Source organism: Myxococcus sp. AM009, from assembly GCF_013372605.1.
GTDB lineage: Bacteria > Myxococcota > Myxococcia > Myxococcales > Myxococcaceae > Myxococcus > Myxococcus vastator.
In genome coordinates, this window is sequence record NZ_JABXEP010000029.1 from 1 (window position 1) to 20,727 (window position 20,727).

General features: G+C 70.8%; 18 protein-coding genes and 1 pseudogene. 12 read left to right on the plus strand and 7 right to left on the minus strand.

Translation table 11 applies throughout. From position 1 onward, the window contains the following. A pseudogene (locus HV824_RS38185) lies at nt 1–346 on the minus strand (hypothetical protein); the annotation flags it as partial. Between the two features lie 197 nt (nt 347–543). Between HV824_RS38185 and mglB the strand changes: the two are divergent. The 12 genes from mglB (at nt 544) to HV824_RS10040 (ending at nt 14,456) form a co-directional block, all read left to right on the plus strand. After that, a complete protein-coding gene (gene mglB, locus HV824_RS09985; protein WP_002637270.1) occupies nt 544–1,023 on the plus strand; it encodes a gliding-motility regulator GTPase-activating protein MglB in 480 nt (159 codons plus the stop codon). Nucleotides 1,024–1,034: 11 nt separating this feature from the next. Continuing rightward, nucleotides 1,035–1,622, plus strand: a complete 588-nt coding sequence (gene mglA, locus HV824_RS09990; RefSeq protein WP_002637269.1) for a gliding-motility regulator Ras-like GTPase MglA — start codon at nt 1,035–1,037, stop codon at nt 1,620–1,622. 121 nt (nt 1,623–1,743) lie between these two features. Further along, nucleotides 1,744–2,433, plus strand: coding sequence for a dihydrolipoamide acetyltransferase (locus tag HV824_RS09995; RefSeq protein WP_176418910.1), 690 nt, complete (start codon nt 1,744–1,746; stop codon nt 2,431–2,433). An 11-nt stretch (nt 2,434–2,444) separates the two neighbouring features. Next, nucleotides 2,445–4,874: a tetratricopeptide repeat protein gene (locus HV824_RS10000; protein WP_176423161.1), complete on the plus strand. Its 2,430-nt coding sequence runs from the start codon at nt 2,445–2,447 to the stop codon at nt 4,872–4,874. Then, nucleotides 4,874–8,206: a tetratricopeptide repeat protein gene (locus HV824_RS10005; RefSeq protein WP_217917271.1), complete on the plus strand. Its 3,333-nt coding sequence runs from the start codon at nt 4,874–4,876 to the stop codon at nt 8,204–8,206. Before HV824_RS10000 ends, HV824_RS10005 begins: the two co-directional genes overlap by 1 nt. Further along, nucleotides 8,203–9,678, plus strand: a complete 1,476-nt coding sequence (locus HV824_RS10010; protein WP_176423163.1) for a tetratricopeptide repeat protein — start codon at nt 8,203–8,205, stop codon at nt 9,676–9,678. The genes HV824_RS10005 and HV824_RS10010 overlap by 4 nt, the downstream gene beginning before the upstream one ends. A 7-nt stretch (nt 9,679–9,685) precedes the next feature. Continuing rightward, the gene (locus HV824_RS10015) at nt 9,686–9,961 is read left to right on the plus strand and encodes a hypothetical protein (RefSeq protein ID WP_163784540.1); all 276 of its coding nucleotides are present in this window, start codon (nt 9,686–9,688) and stop codon (nt 9,959–9,961) included. Between the two features lie 4 nt (nt 9,962–9,965). Further along, nucleotides 9,966–11,309: an AgmX/PglI C-terminal domain-containing protein gene (locus tag HV824_RS10020; RefSeq protein ID WP_176418914.1), complete on the plus strand. Its 1,344-nt coding sequence runs from the start codon at nt 9,966–9,968 to the stop codon at nt 11,307–11,309. A gap of 43 nt (nt 11,310–11,352) precedes the next feature. Next, on the plus strand, nt 11,353–11,799 hold the full coding sequence (locus tag HV824_RS10025; protein ID WP_176418915.1) for a cyclic nucleotide-binding domain-containing protein: 447 nt from the start codon (nt 11,353–11,355) through the stop codon (nt 11,797–11,799). A gap of 87 nt (nt 11,800–11,886) precedes the next feature. Continuing rightward, nucleotides 11,887–12,450 carry a hypothetical protein gene (locus HV824_RS10030; protein WP_176418916.1) on the plus strand — a complete coding sequence of 188 codons (564 nt, stop codon included), beginning with the start codon at nt 11,887–11,889 and terminating at the stop codon, nt 12,448–12,450. A 102-nt stretch (nt 12,451–12,552) separates the two neighbouring features. Next, on the plus strand, nt 12,553–13,818 hold the full coding sequence (locus HV824_RS10035) for a hypothetical protein (protein WP_176423164.1): 1,266 nt from the start codon (nt 12,553–12,555) through the stop codon (nt 13,816–13,818). Nucleotides 13,819–13,841: 23 nt separating this feature from the next. Further along, nucleotides 13,842–14,456, plus strand: a complete 615-nt coding sequence (locus tag HV824_RS10040; RefSeq protein ID WP_176418918.1) for a polysaccharide biosynthesis/export family protein — start codon at nt 13,842–13,844, stop codon at nt 14,454–14,456. 9 nt (nt 14,457–14,465) lie between these two features. Here HV824_RS10040 and HV824_RS10045 read toward each other — a convergent pair whose 3' ends face one another. The 6 genes from HV824_RS10045 to HV824_RS10070 form a co-directional block, all read right to left on the minus strand. Next, nucleotides 14,466–15,287, minus strand: coding sequence for an inositol monophosphatase family protein (locus tag HV824_RS10045; RefSeq protein WP_176418919.1), 822 nt, complete (start codon nt 15,285–15,287; stop codon nt 14,466–14,468). A gap of 11 nt (nt 15,288–15,298) precedes the next feature. Beyond that, the gene (locus HV824_RS10050) at nt 15,299–15,832 is read right to left on the minus strand and encodes a TlpA disulfide reductase family protein (protein WP_176418920.1); all 534 of its coding nucleotides are present in this window, start codon (nt 15,830–15,832) and stop codon (nt 15,299–15,301) included. 1 nt (nt 15,833) lies between these two features. Beyond that, nucleotides 15,834–17,306 carry a UDP-N-acetylmuramate:L-alanyl-gamma-D-glutamyl-meso-diaminopimelate ligase gene (gene mpl, locus HV824_RS10055; RefSeq protein WP_176418921.1) on the minus strand — a complete coding sequence of 491 codons (1,473 nt, stop codon included), beginning with the start codon at nt 17,304–17,306 and terminating at the stop codon, nt 15,834–15,836. Further along, nucleotides 17,299–18,480: a serine hydrolase gene (locus HV824_RS10060; protein WP_176418922.1), complete on the minus strand. Its 1,182-nt coding sequence runs from the start codon at nt 18,478–18,480 to the stop codon at nt 17,299–17,301. The genes mpl and HV824_RS10060 overlap by 8 nt, the downstream gene beginning before the upstream one ends. Continuing rightward, a complete protein-coding gene (locus HV824_RS10065; protein ID WP_176418923.1) occupies nt 18,477–19,388 on the minus strand; it encodes an LD-carboxypeptidase in 912 nt (303 codons plus the stop codon). The genes HV824_RS10060 and HV824_RS10065 overlap by 4 nt, the downstream gene beginning before the upstream one ends. Nucleotides 19,389–19,496: 108 nt before the next feature. Further along, nucleotides 19,497–20,693 carry an RsmB/NOP family class I SAM-dependent RNA methyltransferase gene (locus HV824_RS10070; RefSeq protein ID WP_176418924.1) on the minus strand — a complete coding sequence of 399 codons (1,197 nt, stop codon included), beginning with the start codon at nt 20,691–20,693 and terminating at the stop codon, nt 19,497–19,499. Nucleotides 20,694–20,727: the final 34 nt, after the last annotated feature.

The following is a 20,727-nucleotide window of genomic DNA, read 5'->3' on the forward strand; positions in this document are numbered from 1 at the left end:
CGCCCAGCCAGGACGTGCCCAGCCACGCCGTGCCCACGGCCTCCACGTCGTTCGGCGTGAAGCCCTCATAGGTGAGCCCGGGCCCTACATCCGCCTGACGGCCGTCACGGAGGGACAGCCCATAGCGAAGGCGCAACGAGGCGTGCTCGGCCACCGCCTCCGCGTGGGCGGAGGGCATGGCCAGCATGACGAGGAGCACCAGCGCCAGGCGCGCCACGGAGCAACGCGGGAGAAGCGGAAGCGGCAAAACGCGGCGGAGTATAGAGAAAGCCGGGAAGGCCCCCAACCCCGGGGGACAAGCCCGTTCCACCCCCTCGCGCGCAGGGTGCGGATCCGTGGCCTCCACCCCACAGGGCGTCCGGAGGGCATGGGAACGGGCACGGAACCTCCTTCAGGAAGCGGAAGGCTTCTTGCTGGAGTGGAGACGCTTTGCTAAGCATCCTGACGGTCGGTAGCGCCTCGTCTAACCTCGTGGATTCACTCTAGAAACATCGGAGCGTCGCCATGAGCGGGGCGAGCGAACGCTGAGGAGCGCATACGCCCATGGGCACGCAACTGGTGATGTACGAAGAGGAGTTCACCAAGATCAACGCCGTTTGCGACCGGCTTACCAAGGACGCGAACGCGAAGGTGGTCTTCCTCGTCGACAAGAACGGGCAGCTCATCTCCTCCGCGGGTCAGACGCAGAACATCGACACCACGTCACTGGCCTCGCTGACGGCCGGCAACGTGGCGGCGATGGGAGGCCTGGCCAAGCTGATTGGGGAGAACGAGTTCCCCAACCAGTTCCACGAGGGGGCCAAGGACTCGCTGTACATGACCATCGTCGGCAGCCGGGTCGTGCTGGTCGTCATCTTCGACAACCGCACCAGCCTCGGCCTCGTCCGCCTTCGCATCAAGAAGGCCAGCGACGAGCTCACGAAGATCTTCGAGAGCCTGGTGAAGAAGACGGACAGTCCTGGAGCTGGGTCGCCCTTCGCCGAGATCTCCGACGACGATATCGACAACCTCTTCAGCGAGTAACCCGGGAAGCCATGTCCTTCATCAATTACTCATCCCGCGAAATCAACTGCAAGATTGTCTATTACGGGCCCGGGCTCTGCGGGAAGACGACGAACCTTCAGTACATCTACAACAAGACCGCCGCGGAGACGAAGGGCAAGCTCATCTCCCTGTCCACGGAGACGGACCGCACGCTCTTCTTCGACTTCCTGCCGCTGTCGCTCGGTGAGATTCGCGGCTTCAAGACGCGCTTCCACCTGTACACGGTGCCCGGTCAGGTCTTCTACGACGCCAGCCGCAAGCTCATCCTCAAGGGCGTGGACGGTGTCGTGTTCGTGGCAGACAGCCAGATTGAACGTATGGAAGCGAACATGGAGTCGCTCGAGAACCTCCGCATCAACCTGGCGGAGCAGGGCTACGACCTGAACAAGATTCCGTACGTCATCCAGTACAACAAGCGCGACCTGCCCAACGCGGTGACGGTGGAGGAGATGCGCAAGGCGCTCAACCCCCGCAACATCCCGGAGTACCAGGCCGTGGCCCCCACGGGCGTGGGCGTCTTCGACACGCTCAAGGCCGTGGCGAAGCTCGTCCTCACCGAGCTCAAGAAGGGTGGTTGAAGCAAGCGCCCAGGCGGGCGACCCCGGTCCCCGCCCACGGCGTGGCAAGACGTCCTACAGGCAAGGGTGCTATGTCCTCTCTTGCCGTCAGGTCGGACCGTCTGCCCACTGAGGTCGTACCGTGCGTGTCGCCGCCACCTTCCCGCTCCTCGCCCTGCTGGGCGCCGCCCTCTGTGGGCCGGCGCTCGCGCAGGAGCCCGCCGCCTCCGCTCCTCCCTCCGCGCAGGCCACCGCGGACGAGGCGTTCGACACCCGCGTGAAGACGCTGGAGGAGAACGTCGTCGACCTGAAGGAGAAGATCTACCGCTCCAAGGCGCGCCTGCTGCTGCTGCAGGAGACGGTGCTGGGCGGTGACGTCTCCACCGGCGCTCGCGCCGTCATCCTCCACAAGAACGAGATGGGCGGCTCCTTCGAGCTGGAGTCGGTGGCGTACGCGCTCGACGGCGCGCCCGTCTACACGCAGGTGGATGAAGAGGGCCAGACGGACCTGGGCAAGCGCGAGCGCTTCGAGGTCTTCAACGGCCGCATCGTCCCCGGGCAGCACCAGCTCGCCGTGCGCCTCGTGTACCGGGGCAAGGGCTACGGCGTGTTCAGCTACCTGGAGGGCTACAAGTTCAAGGTGCAGTCCAGCTACACCTTCAACTCCGAGCCGGGGAAGACCTCCACCGTGCACGTCGTGGGCTACGAGCAGGGCGGCATCACCACGGACCTGAAGGACCGGCCCGCGGTGCGCTATGACGTCTCCGTCGCTCGTGAGTCGGGCCGGAAGGCCGCGCCGCCGCCCGTCACCCGCTCCATTCCCGGGCAGTAGAGGGCCAGACGGTGAACGCGTCACTCCGTGCCCTCGCTCTCGCGGCGGCCCTGCTGGGGCCGGCGGCCGTCCGTTCCGCCGAACCCGCGCAGGTGCCCGCGCCCCCGCCGACCGCGCGCGACCTGTCGCCGCGGCTCGACGCGGTGGAGGCGGGACTGCTCGGCGTCGAGGAGAACCTCCGCTTCGTGGAGACGCAGTTCACCCAGCGCGCCGAGCCCAGTGACGACGACGCCCGCGCGCGCCGCTACTCCGACGGCGAAATCCACTACCTGCTGGGCGACTGGCCGGCGGCGTCCGTCCTCTTCTACGACCTGGTGAGCGACCCGCGCTTCCGCTCGCATCCGCGCTATCCGGACGCGCTCTTCTTTCTGGCGGACTCGCTCCTGGCGCAGCGCAACTACATTGGCGCGCGCCTGTACCTGCGCGAGCTGCTGGCCCTGCCCCCCACCTCCGGGCACTACCGCGAGGCCCTGTCGCGCTACCTGACGGTGGCTGGCCGCCTCAACTACTTCGACGGTGTCGAGGCCTACGTGGCGCAGGCCCGCGCGCTGTCCGGCGGACAGCTGCCCCCGGAGATTGCCTACGTCCACGCCAAGTGGCTGTTCCGGCGCACGGACCTGGCTCCCGCGGACCGCGTCGCCCAGGCGCGCGCCGCCTTCACGCCGCTGGCGCAGGTGCCCGACGGCGCCTTCCAGCTCCAGGCCGCCTACCACCTGGGCGTGTTGTCCGTGCAGGAAGGTGACCTGCCCGCGGCCATCACCCGCTTCCAGCAGCTGGCCACCCCACCCTCCGCTCAGGCCGCCCAGGCCGCTCCGGGCAAGACGGGACCTCGCCGCGCCACGCCCACGCCAGAGGAGGAGTCCCGCCGCGTGCGCGAGCTGGCGCTGATGTCACTGGGGCGGCTGCTGTATGAGACGGGCCGCTTCGACGACGCGCTGGACCGCTACGGCCAGGTGCCGCGTGACAGCGAGTCCTTCCCGGACGCGCTCTACGAATCCGCCTGGGTCCACGTGCGCCAGGGCCACTACCAGCAGGCGAAGAACGCCATCGACATCCTGCTGCTGGTGGCGCCCGACTCGCAGCTCGCGGCCGAAGGCCGCATCCTCCAGGGCCACCTGCTCCAGAAGCTGCGCCGGTACGACGAGGCGACCGACGCCTATACCCACGTCATCGACACCTTCCGTCCCCCCAGGGAGCAGGTGGACGCGCTGCTGGGCTCGCACAGCGACCCGGTGGCGTACTTCGACCGGCTGCTGGTGCGCGCGGACGGCCCGCTGGACATGCGCACGGTGCTGCCGCACCTGGTGCTCAAGTACGCCACCACACAGCGCGAGGTGACGGACGCGGTGCGGCTGGTGGAGGACCTCGACAGCGGTCGCCGGGGCCGGAGCGAGGCCGCGGCCATTGCCCAGCGCATCCTCCACGCCCTGGATACGCGCGGCCTGGAGACCTTCCCGGAGCTGCAGGAAGTCAACGCGCGCGCGGACGCGGTCGACACCTCCCTCACCCAGGCGGAGGCGGAGCTGGTGCGGGTGGAGACGCTCGCGATGCAAGGCGTGCTCACGCCCGACGAAGTGGCGCGGCTGACGGAGGCCCGGCAGGCGCGCGAGGCACTGGAGCGCCGCTTCTCCGCGCTGCCCACCACGCTGACGGCGATGGAGGACCGCCGCGAGCGCATGCAGCGGCGCGTGGACGCGTTGGACCGAGAGGCCCACCGGCTCGACGTCGAGCTCCAGTCGCTCCACGCCATCGCCGCCTCGGTGCGCAAGTGGGTGGATGACTCGCGGCCGCTCCGGCAGACGCCTCCGGACGAGGAGCGCGAGTTCCTGCTGCAGTTGCAGGCCGAGGTCCAGACGCTGAAGGACCTCAAGGCGGAGCTGACCGCCACGCGCGCGCGACTGGCGGACGAGCGCAACGCCGTGGACACCACCCTGGCCGGCGAGCGCGCCATCCGCACCGCCTATGCTGATTCGCTGCGGCGCGAGCACGCGCTCCTGCGCGAGGCGGAGCCCCGGGCGGACGCGGAGGTCCTGGCCACGCTGCGGCGCACCCAGGGCGTGCGCGGCAGACTGGACGTCCTGCGCGGGCGGGTGACGGCGGCCCGGGTCGTGGTGCGCGAGCGGCTGGAGCGCCGGGGCCGCGTCATCCGCGAGAAGGTCGTGGCCGAGCAACAGCTCCTGGAGCGCTACGAGGCCGAAGTGGCCACCGTGTCCGGTGACGCCCGGCAGCTGGTGGGCCGCATCGCCTACGACAGCATCCGCCGCGTGCGGCAGCAGCTCTACGACCTGGTGCTCAAGGCGGACGTGGGCGTGGTGGACGTGGCCTTCAACGAGAAGCAGGACAAGACGACGGCCATCCAGACGCTCTCCGCGCAGAAGGACGAGGCCCTGCGCGAGCTGGACGCCGAGTTCCAGGACGTCCTGTCCGAGGTGAAGGAGTGATGCGCGCCCGTCTCGTCGCCGCGCTGCTCGCCCTGGGTGGCCCCGCGTCCGCAGCGGAGGCTCCCGCCGCGCCCGCATCCCCCTACCTCCTGGGCATGGGACGCACGCCCGAGCAGGAGGCGCTGTTCCAGGAGGTGAGCAGCGCGCTCGAGCGCTACGAGTCCGAGGCGCGCGAGTTCCACCGCGAGGTGCAGGAGCTGGTGGAGCGGCGCTACGAGCAGAAGCGTGGCGCGCTGGCGGCCTCCTACGAGAAGCGCATCAAGGACCTGGAGGCCCAGGAGCGCCGCGAGCGGCTGGACGCCATCGCCCGGTTCGAGGCGTTCCTGCGCCGCTACCCCGCCGAGCCGCGCTTCACGCCGGACGTGATGTTCCGCCTGGCGGAGCTCTATTACGAGCGCTCGTCGGACGACCACCTGCTGGCGATGCGGGACTACGCGGAGCGGCTGGAGGCGCACGACAAGGACCCCGGCGCGGAGTTCCCCACCGAGCCGCGCGTGGACTACGCGCCGTCCATCGCGCTCTACCAGCAGCTGCTGGCCACCTTCCCGGACTACCGCCTCAACGACGGCGCCTGGTACCTGCTGGCCTACTGCCTGGAGAAGCAGGACCAGTACGACGACAGCCTCCACGCGTACGAGCAGCTCATCGCCCGCTACCCACAGAGCCGCTTCGCCACCGAGTCCTGGGTGCGCATCGGCGAGTACTGGTTCGACAACTACGAGGACCCACGGGCACTGCCCAAGGCCGCGCAGGCCTACGAGGCCGCCACGCGCGACGCCTCGCACCCGCTCTATGACAAGGCGCTCTACAAGCTCGGCTGGACGTACTACCGCATGGACCGCTTCGAGCCGGCGGTGGCGTCCTTCCTGACGCTGGTGGAGTTCTACGAGGCCCAGCGCGTGGCGAAGGGCGACGCGGCGGCCGGCGGCGACCTGCGCGAGGAAGCGCTCCAGTACGTGGCCATCTCCCTGGCGGACGACGCCTGGGGCGGCATCACCCGGGCGGACGCGCTCTTCGCGGAGCGTGGCCCACGCCCCTACGAGGCCGAGGTGTACCAGCGGCTGGGCAACGTCTACTTCGACCAGACGAAGCACGCGCCGGCCATCGAGGCCTATCGCCGGGTGCTGCAGAAGGCGCCGGACGCACCGGACGCGCCCATGGTGCAGCAGCGCATCGTCCAGGCCTACGAGCGGGACCGCCTGCTGGGCCTGTCCTTCGCCGAGTCCGAGGCCCTGGCCAACCTCTACCAGCCCGGCGGCGCCTGGCACGAGAAGAACAAGGGCGACACGGCGGCCATCACCCGCGCCAACACGCTGGCCGAGCGCAGCCTCTACGGCAGCGCCACGTACCACCACCAGCAGGCCCTGGTCTTCAAGCAGGAAGGCAAGTTCGAGCAGGCGCGGAGCGCCTTCGACGTCGCCGCCCGCGCGTATGGCACGTACCTGGAGCGCTTCCCGCGGACGAAGAGCGCGGGCGACATGCGCTTCTATTACGCGGAGTGCCTCTACAACGCCTTCCAGTTCGCCGCCGCCGCGCGCGTCTATGAAGAGGTGCGCGACACGGACGCGGCCAACAAGCACCGCCCGGACGCGGCCCTCAACGCGGTGCTCGCGTGGCAGCAGCAGCTCACGCTGGACGTCCAGGCGGGCACGGTGCCGGAGTCCAGGACGCTGCGCTCGACGGAGCGGCCCCAGGGCCAGGCGGTGAAGCCCCGCCCCTTCGCGCCCACCGAGCAGAAGCTGGTGGCCGCCGCGGACGCCTACGTGGCCCTGCTGCCCGGCAGTGAGAAGGCGCCCGGCATCGCCTACCAGGCCGCGGAGCTGCATTACTCGCACGACGACTTCCCCGAGGCGCGCCGCCGCTTCGAGGCCATCATCCAGGCGTACCCGAGCCACGAGGTGGCCCGCTACGCCACCAACCTCACCATCGAGACCTTCCTCATCGACGAGGACTGGCGGAGCGTGGAGTCCATCAGCGCGCGGCTGGCCAGCAACGACAAGGTCATCGACCCGGCCAGCGACCTGCACAAGCAGCTGGTGAAGTTCAAGCTCGCCGGCCGCTTCAAGCTCGCCGACCAGCTCATGGCCGAGTCGAAGTACGAAGAGGCCGCGGCGAAGTACATCGAGCTGGTGGACGAGTCACCCCGCCACGAGTTCGCGGACAAGGCCCTCAACAACGCCGCGGTGGCGAATGAGAACACGCGCCGCTTCGACTCCGCGCTGAAGCTGTACGAGCGCATCTACCGCGAATACCCGTCGTCGCCGCTGGCTGGCGGGGCGCTGTTCCGCGTGGCGGTGAACGCGGAGAACTCCTACGACTTCGACAAGGCCGTCGTCAGCTACCAGAAGCTGGTGAAGGACTACCCGGGCTCCAAGGACCGGGAGGCCGCGCTCTTCAACGCCGCGCGCCTGTTGGAAGGCCAGCAGCGCTACCCGGAGGCGGCCGCCGCCTTCATGCGCTACTCGGACCTGTTCCCCAAGGCGGAGGACGCGCCCAAGAATCAGTACCGCGCCGCCATCATCTACGAGAAGCAGGGCAACCCCCGCGGAGAGGTCCGCGCGCTGCAGGAGTTCGTCCGCAAGTTCGCCTCGCGGTCCAGCCAGGTGGAGCTGGTGGTGGACGCGCACCGGCGCATGGGCGACGCCCACCAGAAGCTGGGCAGCGCGCGCGAGGCACAGCGCGCCTGGGAGCGCTCCGCCGCGGAGTTCGACCGGCGCAAGCTCCAGCCGGACACGCACCCGCTGGCCGCGGATGCCGCCGCCTACAGCCGCTTCCAGTTGGCCGAGCTGGAGTTCCAGAAGTTCGACAAGCTGAAGATTGGCGGCAAGGGCAAGGCGCTGGAGCGCAGCTTCACGGCGAAGCGCAACGGCGTGAAGTCCGTCAACACCGCGTACGCGCGCGTCTACCCGTACAAGCAGCTGGAGTGGACGCTGGCCGCGCTCTACCGCCGGGGGTACGCGCTGGAGCGCTTCGCCAACACCATCATCGAGACGCCCGTCCCGGTGGAGGTGAAGCGGATGGGCGAGGAGGCGGTGGTCGTCTACCAGGACGCGCTGGTCCAGCAGACCACCTCGCTGGAAGAGGCCGCCGTGGAGAGCTACGCCGCCACGCTGGCCGAGGCGCGGAAGAACCGCCTCAACAACGAGTGGACGCGCCGCACGCTGGAGTCCCTCAACCGCTTCCGGCCCAAGGAGTATCCGGTGCTCAAGGAGCCCAAGCAGGCGCTGGCCGCGGACGCCACCTATCCGGATGGGCTGGTGGGCAGCCTCACCGGGCCCGTTCGCTCCACGACGCAAGAGGGCCCGCGCCTGTCCGGGGAGGGAACGAAGTGAGCCCTGGCCCGCGTCTTTCCCGCGCCCGTGCGCTGACCTCCGTGGTGCTGGCCTCCAGCCTCTGGCTGTCCGCGTGCGCCACCACGCCCGCCGTCACCCGGCCAACGCCCGAAAGGGCTGGCTCCACCGAGGACGCGGGCGCCGCCGCGACACCGCCGGACGCGGGCGCCACCGCGCAGACGCGGCCGCAGCCCCTGCCCCGCCTGGAGGCGCCGCGCGGCCCCGAGCGTGACTTCGTCGAGGCGGTGGAGATTGCGCGCCGGGGAGAGCTGACCGCGGCCGAAGCGGCGCTGCGCACCCTGGTCGAGCTGGACCCGAAGCTGGACTACGCGTGGACGAACCTGGGCATCGTCCAGGAGCGGCTGGGAAAGCCAGCGGACGCGGAGCGCTCCTACCGCGAAGCGCTGAACGTGGCCCCCGAGCAGCAATCCGCGTGGGACTGCCTGGCGCGCCTGTATGGCCGCACCGGCCGCACGGCGAAGCTGGAGGCCGAGCTGCGCGAGCGACTGTCGTCCCAGCCGGACGCGGTGGCGCTGCGCACCGCGCTGGCCATCACCCTGCTCCAGGCGAAGAACCACGCGGGCGCCTCGGCCGAGGCCAAGCAGGCGCTGAAGGGGGACGAGCGGCACGTGCGCGCCATGCAGGTGCTGGCGCAGGTCTATTACCGCGAGGGCAAGCACGAGCTGGCGCGCATGGTGCTGGAGAACGCCCGCGCCATCGACCCGAAGGACGCGGCCACGCACAACGCGCTGGGGCTGGTGTACCTGGCGCTCGACTCGCGCCCCCAGGCCCTGGAGTCCTTCAAGACGGCCGCGCTGCTGCGGCCGGACTTCGCGGAGGCGCGCAACAACTTCGGCGCCATGCTCAACGAGGCCCAGGACTACGCGGCCGCCGTCACAGAGCTGGAGGCCGCGGTGCGCGCCGCGCCGGACTTCACGTCGGCCCGCCTCAACCTGGGCAACGCCCACCGGGGCCAGGGGAACTTCGCGCGGGCCCGCGCCGAGTATGAACAGGTGCTGCTGCTGATGCCGGGCGCCGCGGACGCGTACTTCAACCTGGCCATCCTCTACCTCGACGTGGAGCCGCCGGGGATGGAGACGCTGAAGCGCTACAAGACGGCGCTCACCCACTTCGACAGCTACCAGGCGCGCGGCGGACGCGATGAGCGCATCCCCCAGTACGTGAAGGACGCCCGCAAGCTCATGGACCGCGAGGAGCGGCGGCTGGAGCGCGAGCAGAAGGACCAGCTCCGCAAGGCCGCCGAGGCGCAGAAAGCCGCCGCGGCCACGCCGCCCGAGGGAACACCGCCCACCCCCACGGTGTCCAACCCGGAGCCAGGCACGCGCGCCGCGGCGCCTGGCGCCTCACCTTCCACCACCTCCACCCCAAGCAGCCCGGCACCGGCACCGGACGGCGCGTCCGCTGCACCGGTGCCCACCGGCTCGGGTAGACTCACCACCGACGCCCAGTAAATCCGCCATGCGCTCCGCCTTCGCCCTCATCGTGCTGCTCGCCGCCGCGCCCGTGCTGGCCCAGGACGCCAGTCAGGCCTCCTCGTCCAGCAGCGGCGCCGCGGCGCCAAAGAAGGCCCCGCGCAGAGTCATCCGCCTGGAAGCCCTCACCGTCGAGGGCCGCATCCAGAAGCCCCAGGCCATGTACATCCTCCAGCGCTCCAACCTGAGCTTCGACGACCTCAGCCGCACCGAGAGCTTCGTGCCCAAGGTCGAGAAGAGCGTGGAACAGGAACCCTTCTAGTCCCATGGCCGCCACCTCGCAGAACAAGCTGCTCCGCGTCGGCGTCATCCAGAACGGCCGCATCGTCGAAGAGCACCACGTCCGCCGCGAAACGGTCACCATCGGCCACGACGCGAAGAACACCATCGTCCTGCCCGCCACCGAGGGCCGGCCCGCACGCTTCGCCCTGCTGGAGAACCAGCACCAGCAGTTCCAGCTCGTCATCGCGCCGGACATGAAGGGCCGCGTCAACCTGGGCTCGTCCGACGTGGACTTCGAAGCCCTGCGCGCGCAGGGCCTGGCCACCCGCCGCGGCGACCTGCACGTCCTGCCCCTGCCGGAGAGCGCGCGCGGCAAGGTGGAGCTGGGTGACGTCACCCTCTTCTTCCAGTTCGTCACGCCGCCGCCCGAAGAGGCGAAGCCGGTGCTGCCCGCGGACGTCATGGTCAGCCGGTGGAAGACGATGGACCGCGTCTTCTTCGGCATCCTCGCCGCCTCGCTCCTGGTCCACTTCTCCGGCGCCGCCCTCATCATCACCTCGGAGACGCCGCAGGTGGCCGAGCTGGAGCTGGACGAGCTGGATGACCGCTTCGTGCGCGCCATCATCCCCCAGCGCCCGGTGGAGGCCCTCAAGCCGGCGGACACCGGCGCCGCGGAAGCGCCCAGGAGCGACACGCCCGATGCGGCGCCCAAGGAGGACTCGCCCGCGCAAGACAAGCCCGCGGGTGACGCCGCCCAGCAGCGCCGCGCGGAGGTGGTGAAGAAGGTCTCCGGCAAGGGCCTGCTGAAGATTCTGGGCTCCAACAGCGGCGGCGGCCAGGGGGCCTTCGCGGACGTGCTGGGCGGTGCCAGTGGCGGCGGGGACATCGCCGAGGCCCTGGCGGGCGCGGGCGGCGTGGGCGTGGCCCGCGAGGCCTCCGTGGGCGCCACCGGCGGTCCTCGCGGCGGTGGCACGGGCACGGTGACGGACATCGGCGCCATCGGCACCCAGGGCGGCGGCAAGGTGGACCTGGGCGACAAGAAGGAGGCGGTGGTGAGGGGCCGCGTGCAGGACGCCACGCCCGAAATCGAGAGCTCCGACGTGGACCGCGACGCCCTGGCCCGCTACGTGCGCGCGCGCAAGGCCGCCATCCAGAGCTGCTACGAGAAGGAGCTCAAGCGCAATCCCCGCCTCAAGGGCAAGGTGGTGGTGCGCTTCACCATCAAGACGTCCGGCCGCGCCGGGGACATTGAAATCGAGGAGAACACCCTGGGCAGCGAGGCGGTGGGCAGCTGCATCCGCACCACCATCCGCAGCTGGGTGTTCCCCTTCAAACCCGACGACGAGACAGCCGTTTCCTACCCCTTCGTCTTCGCGCCGGCGGGCTAGGCTCCCGGTGTCGGGAGCACCCGGCCGGGCCCCGGGGGGGACCATGGAGAAGCTGTCCGTCATCGCCGCCTCGCCACTCTTCGAGATGCTCTCCTCCGCGGAGCTTGGCCACCTCGCCGAGCTGGCGCGCGCGCGGCACTTCGCGGCCGGGGACGTCATCTTCGAAGAAGGAGATTTGGGCGACAGCCTCTTCGTCGTCGTCCGCGGACAGGTGGAGGTCGCTCGCCGTCAGCCGCAGGGCGGCCTGCATCCGCTCGCGGTGCTGTCCCCGCCCGAGTTCTTCGGGGAGATGGGCCTCATCGACAAGGACTTCCGCTCCGCCACCGTGCGCGCGATGACGGACGTGGACGTCCTTCAGCTCTGCGCACAGGACCTCCGCGAGTTCCGGAGGACACATGGAGATGGGTTCACCTTCATCGTGGTGAATATCGCCAGGAGCCTGTCTGCCCGGCTGCGCGAGGCCAATGTCCGTCTCGCGACGAAGGTCTGATTAGTCAGTCCTGACCACTTTCATCGCCCTCGTGTTGGTTTGACACCCCCCACCCCTGCCTCTACGCTCTGCGGCATCGTGAGCCGCATGCGCACTGTCGGAATGCTCGCCGTCCTGGCCGCCGGCATGGCGACGGCACAAGGTCCGTCCCCCGCCGCGCCACCCGCCCCTCCCGCCGCCACCGCGGCGCTGGAGCAGGCCCGCGACGTGCCGGACTCGGCGAAGCTGGCGCGCAGCACGCAGGCCCTGGGCGTCATGCGCGAGGTGCTGCGCTCGGTGTTGGGGAAGGTGGAGGAGGCCCGGCGCACCAAGGACGTGGTGAAGCTCAACTGCGCCAACGAGAAGCTCACCCAAATCAAGGGCCTGCTGCGCATCTCCGAGCAGGCGGACGTGTCCCTCCAGGAGGCGGTGTCCCGCCAGGAGTCCTCGTCCAGCGAGCACGAATTCACCAAGGTGATGATCGCCCAGCAGAAGGTGGGACAGCTCCGCTCGGAGGCCGAGGAGTGCATCGGCCAGCTCGCCTTCCGCACCGATGAGAACCTCTTCGTGGAGGTGGAGGAGCCCAACAACCTCCCCGGAGGAGACCCCAGCCGTCCCCTCACGCCCGACATCGTCCTGGTACGCCCACCTCCCGCCAGCCCCGTCCGGTAACAAACGTTCGGTCCGGCCTGACTCGCATGTTATGACGCCGCCGGCCGCAAGCACGAAAGGTGGGAGGAGATGCGCCTCACACCTGGGAAGCCCTCCTGAGCCATGAAGCAACCCGCGACATTCTGGGGAGGACTGGGTGCGCTGGCGCTGCTCGCGCTGGGCGGCACGGCCTCCGCCCAGGGCATCGCGGCGCCTCCCACCGGGGGCAACGGCTTCAAGGTGGGCAACGGGCGGCTGCACCCCTACTTCGACCTGGAGACGCGGCTGGACAGCGGCGTGGGCTACTTCTCGCCCACCGGCAACTCGGAGCCCAACAGCGACCCGGTGTCAGCCAACCTGGCGAGCGACGTGGCGCTGCGCTTCCGCCCTGGCTTCCGGCTGGAGATTCCGTCGTCCACCCTGGCGTTCAACCTGGGCGCCAACCTGGACTACGTGATGTACACGGGCCTGGTGACGAAGAACTCCAGCGCGGCCTCGCGCATGGAGGGCGCGGCGGACCTCAACGCGCGCTTCAACCCGGACGCCCCGCTGTCGCTGGAGGTGTCGAACCAGTTCGCGCGCTCGGACCGCACGCGCACCGCGGCCGTGGGCGTGGGCGTGCTCAGCCTCTTCAATGAAGCGCGCGTGAAGGCCCCGTGGCGCCCCGGCGGCGGCGCGGTGGAGCTGACGCCCAGCGTGGCCTACGCGGTGGAGTTCTTCCAGCCGCTGAGCTCGGTGAGCCCCATTGGCTGTACCGAAAGCGTGTGTGACCCGGCCGCCGTGGAGCGCTTCGACTACGGCAACCTGCGCGTGGGCGCGGAGGGCCGCTGGCGCTTCCTGCCGAAGACGGCGGTGGTGCTGGACACCAACCTGGACGTGCGCAGCTACTTCAATGACAGCACGCCGGGGGCCGCACTGCTGCGAGTCATGGGCGGCGTGGCGGGCCTCGTGTCCCCCAAGGTGGCCGTCACGGCCAAGGCGGGCTGGGGCCAGAACTTCGACAGCACCGGCGGCGGCACCTTGCTGGGGCAGTTGGATGGCACCTACCTCTACAGCCCCACCCTGAGCTTCAAGGCGGGCTACCTGCGCGCCCTGGAGCCCGTGGCCGCCTACGGCTTCTTCACGGACAACCGGGGCTACGGCGAGGTGCGCGCCCTCTTCGGCGGCAAGCTGACGGTGACCGGTGGACTCGCGGTGGACTTCCTGCGCTTCGACGGCGGCCGGAAGGACACCGTCGTCGGGGTGAATATCGGCCCGGAGTACCAGTTCTACCCGTGGCTGACGGGCGCGGCCGGCTACATGCTGGGCAGCCGCTCATCATCGGTGGATGGCGGCGGCCTCAACTACTCGCGGCACGAGGGGTACGCCCGCCTCTCCGTGACGTACTGAGTGAGCGTCTGTCCCTTTTGGAGATGAACAGCTTCCGCGCCGCCCTCACCGTGCTGTCCCTGCTGACGCTGCCGGCCTGCTTCGGCACGTCGCGGCGTCCGCCGCCGCCCGCCCCGACTCCCGCGGCGGAGGCCGAAGCCGCGCGTTCCACGGGCGGCAGGCTGGGCCCCGGGGACGTGGTGGAGGTGCGCGTCTTCCAGGAGCCCGAGCACTCCGGCACCTGGCGGCTGTCCGGCGAGGGCACCATTGACTACCCGCTGTGCGGCAAGGTGCCGCTGTCGGGGACGACGCCCAGCTCGGCGGCGGACCAGCTGCGCGACTGCCTGGCGCGCTATGTGCGGCGCCCTCAGGTGTCGGTGCTCATCCGCGAGTACAACTCGCAGAAGGTGTTCGTCTTCGGCGAGGTGCAGAAGCCGGGTACCTTCCCCGTGGACAACGAGATGTCCATCGTCCAGGCGATTACGCTGGCCGGCGGCTTCACCAAGCTGGCGGCGAAGAACAACACGCTGGTGACGCGCGTGGTGGGCGGGCAGGAGCGCAAGATTCGCGTGCCCGTGGAGGACATCGGCGTGGGGCGGGAGAAGAACTTCATGCTCCAGCCCGGCGACATCGTCTTCGTGCCGGAGAGCTTCTTCTAGCCTGGGGCCTCAGCCGCGCGGAGGCTGTTCGCGCAGCCCGTCCACGAAGCGCTTCGACTCGGCCAGCAGCGCCGGGGCCAGCGCGGGCGCGGAGGCAATCACGTCACCGCGCAGCACCTCGAAGGGCTCGCCGGAGATGTGGCGGATGACGCCCCCCGCCTCCTCCACCAGCAGCGAGCCCGCGGCGATGTCCCACGGCTTCAAGCCGAACTCGAAGAAGCCGTCGAAGCGGCCCGCGGCCACGTAGGCCAGGTCCAGGGCGGCGCTGCCCGTGCGGCGCATGCCCTGCGCGTGGAGGATGAGTTGGCTGAAGAGGCCCACGGGCCCATCCGGGCGCTCGCGCACGTCGTAGGGGAAGCCCGTGCAGAGCAGCGCCCGGTGGAGCGAGGCCACGGTGCTGGCGCGCAGCGGACGGCCGTTGAGCGTGGCGCCCTGCCCGCGCGCGGCGGAGAACAGCTCGTCCAGCATCGGGTCATAGACGACGCCGGCCAGCACGCCGCCGGGGCCCTCCACCGCCACGCTCACGCAGAAGTGCGGCACACGGTGCGAGTAGTTGGTGGTGCCGTCCAGCGGGTCCACCAGCCAGCGCAGGCTGTCGGTGCCCTGCGTGGCGCCGCTCTCCTCCGCGAGGATGGCGTGCTCCGGGTGGCGCTCGCGGATGAAGGCCAGCAGCGCCTCCTCGGAGGCCTTGTCCGCGTCCGTCACCAGGTCGATGCCCCCCTTGAACTCGATGGTGCGCTCGCCCAGGAAGCGGTCCGCGAGGATGCGGCCGGCGAGCCGGGCGCCCTCCTCGGCGGTGCGGCGCAGGCTGTCGGGTGAGTCCTGGGACATGACGCGCTCCTCTACGGGGTGGGCTCGGCGAGCAGCGCCTCGAGCTCCGTCTGGTACTTCGCGAGGAACTCCTCGGTGAAGCCTTCATGGACGTGGCGCACCACGCCCTTGCGGTCAATGAAGTACGTGGTGGGCATGCCCCGCACCTTGAGGGTGCGCTCGGCCACCTGAGCGTTCTCGTCCATGAGGACGGGCAGCGTCACCTTCGTCTCCGCCAGGAAGGCGGGGATGGCGCGCGGGTCCTCGTCGATGTTGAGCGCGTACACCTTCAAGCCCTGGGCCGCGTACTCGTTCGCGAGGTCCTGGTAGTAGGGCAGCGCGTCCTTGCAGGGCTCGCACCAGGTGGCCCACACGTCGAGCACCACCACGCTGCCCCGGTCCGAGGCGACGTCGTACGGCTCACCGCCGGGGTAGCGCTTCACCTGGAAGTCCAGCGGCTGCGCAGCCCCCTGCCCCTCCGGCACCGGAGGCGGCATGGCGGGGCGGCTCGCGCAGCCGGACAGCGCGAGCGTTCCCACGACGACGGCGAATGGCAGGCGCGGCATGTCAGGCTCCCTTCCGAGCCCGGGCCGAGAGGGCCACGAGCACCTTGTCGATGAAACCACCGAAGGCCCCGTTGCTCATCACCAGCAGCACGTCGCCGGGGCGGGCCTCGCGGGCGGCCAGGTCCACCAGGGTCTGCACGTCCGTGGCGCCCTCGGCGGGGATGCCCTGGGCCTGGAGGTCCGAGACGAGCTTGCGCACGTCCAGCTCCTCGCCCACGGGCACCTTGTCGTGGCGCTCGGGCACCTTGAGGCTGGCGCGGGTCGCGCCGGTGAAGGCGTGGGCGTAGTCCTCCTGGTGGATGTTGCGCCGGCTGGTGTTGGAGCGCGGCTCGAAAATCGCCCACAGCCGCCGCTCCGGGTAGCGGTGGTGGACGGCGGCGATGGTCTCCCGCACCGCCGTCGGGTGGTGCGCGAAGTCGTCAATGACCATGACGCCGTCCGGCTCGCCGCGAAGCTCCTGCCGGCGCTTCACGCCGCTGAAGGTGGCCAGCCCCTGGGCGACTTCGTCGAAGGTGAGCCCCAGGCCCCGCGCCGCGGCGATGACGGCCAGCGCGTTCTCCACGTTGTGCGCGCCGCCCATGGGGAGCTGCACGGTGCCCAGTGATTCTCCATGGGCCACCACGTCGAAGCGGGCGCCGTCCGGGCCGAAGGACAGGTTGCGTGGCGTGTAGTCCGCGTCCGCGCCCTCCTTCGCCACGTACGTCACCACGCGCCCCTTGCACCCCTCGCGCGACAGCTTCACGGCGTTGGGGTAGGCGGCGCAGACGACGAGCTGCCCGTCCTGGGGGATGAGCCGGACGAACTTCTCGAAGGTCGCCTCGTAGTGCGGCAGGTCGCGGAAGATGTCCGCGTGGTCGAACTCCACGCTGGTGAGGATGGCGGTGCGTGGCCGGTAGTGGAGGAACTTGGAGCCCTTGTCCCAGTACGCGGTGTCGTACTCGTCGCCCTCGACGACGAAGTGCGGCCCCTTCCCCACGCGGTAGTTGCCCGCGTAGTTCTGGGTGACGCCGCCCACCAGGAAGGACGGGTCCTTGCCCGCGGCCACCAGCACGTGGGCGATGAGCGAGGACGTCGTCGTCTTCCCGTGCGTGCCGGCCACGACGACGGAGTGCGCGCGGTCCAGGAAGAGCGAGCCCAGCGCGGCGGGGAAGCTCATCTGCTTCAGGCCGCGCTCGCGCACGGCGGTGGCCTCGGGATTCACCCGGCGGATGACGTTGCCGATGATGACGAGGTCCGGCTTCGCCGCGTCCAGGTTCTCCGGACGGTACGGCGTGGAGGCGGGGATGCCCCACGTCCGGAGCATGTCGCTCATGGGCGGGTAGACATTCTCGTCGCTGCCGGTGACGTCGTAGCCGGCGGCCTTGAGCATGCCGGCGAAGGAGCCCATGCCCGTGCCCGCCACGCCCACCAGGTGGACGCGGCGCACGCTGCCGGGTTCGAGGGTGTCGAGCACGTTTCCGTTGTCGTCAGCCATGGTGTCCCTGCTTCGTTTCAGTGAGCTCGAGCGCCTCCACGACGAAGTCATGGAAGAGCGGGCGGAAGTCCCGGATGCGCGTTTCCTGGCGGCCGTTGGCCACGCGGTTCGTCACCAGCGCCACCACCAGCGAGCGGCGCAGGTCCACCCAGAGGCTGGTGCCGGTGAAGCCCAGGTGCCCCACCGCGCCCGGCGGGGTGTCGCCAATGTAGTGCCCGGCGCTGGACACGCCCTCGGACGGCGAGTCGAAGCCCATGGAGCGGGTGCTGGCCTGCACCTTCGGGTCCGTGGCCAGCGCGCGGTGCCACAGCGGCCCCGGCGCGATGATGGCCCCGCCCGCGCAGCCGTCCAGCACGGCCTGGCCGAAGCGGGCCACGTCCACGGCGGTGCCGAAGAGGCCCGCGTGGCCGGCGACGCCGTCCATCACCCAGGCGTTGTCGTCGTCCACTTCGCCCGGGCGCGTGGGCTGGGTGGGCACGTCCTTCCACAGCGTCTCCTGCCCCGGAGCGGGCTCGCGCGGGCGGGTGGCGCCGGTGGGCGCGGGCATGGCGTCCGCGGGGAAGTCGGTGAGGCGGTGGAAGCGGGCGCCGAGGCCCAGGGGCTCGGCGACGTGGCGGGAGAAGAGCGTGTCCAGCGGAGCGCCCGCGGCCCGCGAGAGGATCTCGCCCAGGAGGATGAAGCCCACGTCGCTGTAGGCGGCGCGCGTCCCGGGCTCGGCGGCGAGCGGCGTGGCGGCGGCGGCCTGGATGACCTCGTCGCGGACGCGGGCGCGCAGGGCGGAGGGACAGTCCGCGTCGAGCAACTCGGGGTGCACGGTGAGCGCCTGCGCGAAGAAGGGCACGAAGGGCGGCAGACCGGAGCGGTGGTAGAGCAGGTCCGCCACGGTGACGCCCGCGTCGCCCACCGGAGTGCCCGGGAAGTAGCGGGACACCAGCGTCTCCGGGCCTACCTTCCCTTCCGTCCAGAGGCGGAGGAAGAGCGAGGTGGTGCTGATGACCTTGGTGAGCGACGCCAGGTCGAAGCGCGTGTCGCCAGAGACGTTGCCCGCGACGCCGCCGAACACCTGGACGCCCCGGTGCAGGACGACGGCCTGGGCCGAGGGGAAGACGCCCAGGGCACAGGCATCGTCGAGGACCTTCTGCAGAATCGCGATGGGGTGGGTACCGCCACTCATGCGCGCACGGCTCCTTCGAGGAAGGTGAGGCGCGCGGCGTCCGCGTCCAGGCGGACCTGGGTGCCGAGCGCCACGGGGTAGTTGAGGTCACCGTGGCCAATGGGGAAGCCCGCGGCGCAGGGGAGGCCCGCCTCGCGCGCGAGCTCTCGGAGCACGTCGGCGCTGGAGTAGTCCGCGCCCTTCTCCTCGCACCCGGTGAAGTCGCCCAGGACGATGCCGCGCACGCGCGAGAAGACACCCGCCAGGCGCAGGTGGGTCCACATGCGGTCGAGGCGGTACGGGCGCTCGGTGACGTCCTCCAGCAGCAGCACAGCGCCGTCGAGCGGCGGCAGATACGAGGTGCCGATGAGGCGCGACAGCACGGACAGGTTGCCGCCCACGAGGTGCCCCTCCGCCATGCCGGGCACGTAGGTGGCCGAGCCCGTCAGCGGGGGCGGCGCCTCGGGGGACTCGAGGAGGCGGAACAGGTACTCGCGCACCGAGGGGGGCTGCCGACCGAGCTGCGTGAGGACGGGCCCGTGGAAGGAGACGCGCCCCAGCGCCTGGAGCGCTCCGTGTACGGAGGTGAGGTCGGAGAAGCCGACGAAGGCCGCGTGCGAGGCGTCCGCGAAGGGGAGGTCCGGCAGGAGCCGGGCGCTGCCGTAGCCACCACGGGCGCTGAAGATGGCGCGAGCGTCCCGGTCCAGCAGGGCGCGCGACAGCTCGCCGCCCCGGCGCGCGTCGTCGCCCGCGAGGTAGCGGTGGGCGGAGAAGAGGTCGGAGCCGTGGATGGGGCGGTAGCGCTCGGCGATGACGGCCAGGCCGGCCTCGAAGCTCGGGCGGTCGAAGGGCCCGGAGGGGGCGACGACATGCACGGCGTCGCGAGGACGGAGCGGAAGGGGCTTGAGCCAGCGCACGGTGCGCTTCATAGCATCCGGGGCTCGGGCGGCACGGTGATTCGCGGCCTGGACGGGCGAAGCGTTGAGTTCCCCCGTCCGTCGGGACACGGACACTGCGACCGCCTGCCGCTCCTGCCCCTACCCTGCCGAGCGCTCCAGGACGGCCGCGAAGAAGGCGTCCGTGCCATGCCGGTGCGGCGCGACGAAGAGGAAGCCGTCCCGGAGACACGCGTCGGGGAGCCACCCCGTCCCGGGCCGCACGAGGTGGAAGTCCGGGCGGGATTCCAGGAAGGCGGCGACGACGTCCTCGTTCTCCGCGCGGTTGACGGTGCAGGTGGCGTAGACGAGCCGCCCGCCGGGGCGCACCAGGCGGGCCCCGCGCTGGAGGATGTCCTGCTGGAGCGCCGGGAACCGGGTGAGCACCTCCGGCTGGATGCGGAAGCGCTGGTCAGGGCCCCGGCGCAGGGAACCCAGCTCGGAGCACGGGGCGTCCACGAGCACCCGGTCCGCTTCGAGGTGCTCGGGGAGGCTCCGGAGCACCTGGACCCGGGTGAGGTGCGCGCGGGCGGAGCGCTGGAGGAGCCGGTCGAGCCGCTCGGGGTCCGGGTCATAGGCCAGGAGCCGCCCCGAGTCCTTCATGTCCGCGCCCAGTTGGAGCGTCTTCCCGCCCGCGCCGGCGCAGAGGTCCAGCACCGTCTCTCCAGGCTGGGCGCCCACGAGGAGCCCCAGGAGCTGGCTGCCCTCGTCCTGGACCTCGAACAGGCCCTCCTGGAGGGCGCGGAGCCCATAGAGGTTGGGCCGGGGCCCCTCGATATGGAGCGCCAGCGGGCTCCAGGGGCCGGGGCGCGTCTCGACGCCCTCGGAGCGAAGCCGCTCGGCGAGGGCCTCTCGGGCGGTGCGCAGGACGTTGGCCCGGAGGGTGATGGGGCCCGGGACGTTCAGGTGGGCACAGAAGTCGTCGGCCTCGGGCCCGAGTTCCCGGGTGAAGTGCTCGGCGAGCCAGTCCGGCAGGGAGGCCCGGAGCGCGAGTGAGGGGGGCGAAGACGCGTCCAAGAAAGGCGGAGCCCCCTCCTCCAGCCCGGCCAGGGAGGCGGCTTCCACGGCTGGGAGGCCGGCGAGGCCGTGCAGCAGGGCATGGAGCAGGGAGAGAGGCGCGACGTCCTCCCGGCCCAGGAGGAACCCGAGGCGGCGCCGCCAGAGCCCGACGTTGAAAACGGCTTCCTTGAGGGCCTGGCGCTGCTCGCGGGTCAGGGAGCGATGGTCACGCAGAGTGCGGTCGAGCACGCGCTCAGCGGCGGAGCCGGCGAGCACCTGGGCGATGGAATCGGCCGCCACAGGGCCCAGGCCGGCGAGTGCGGACCAGGGCTGG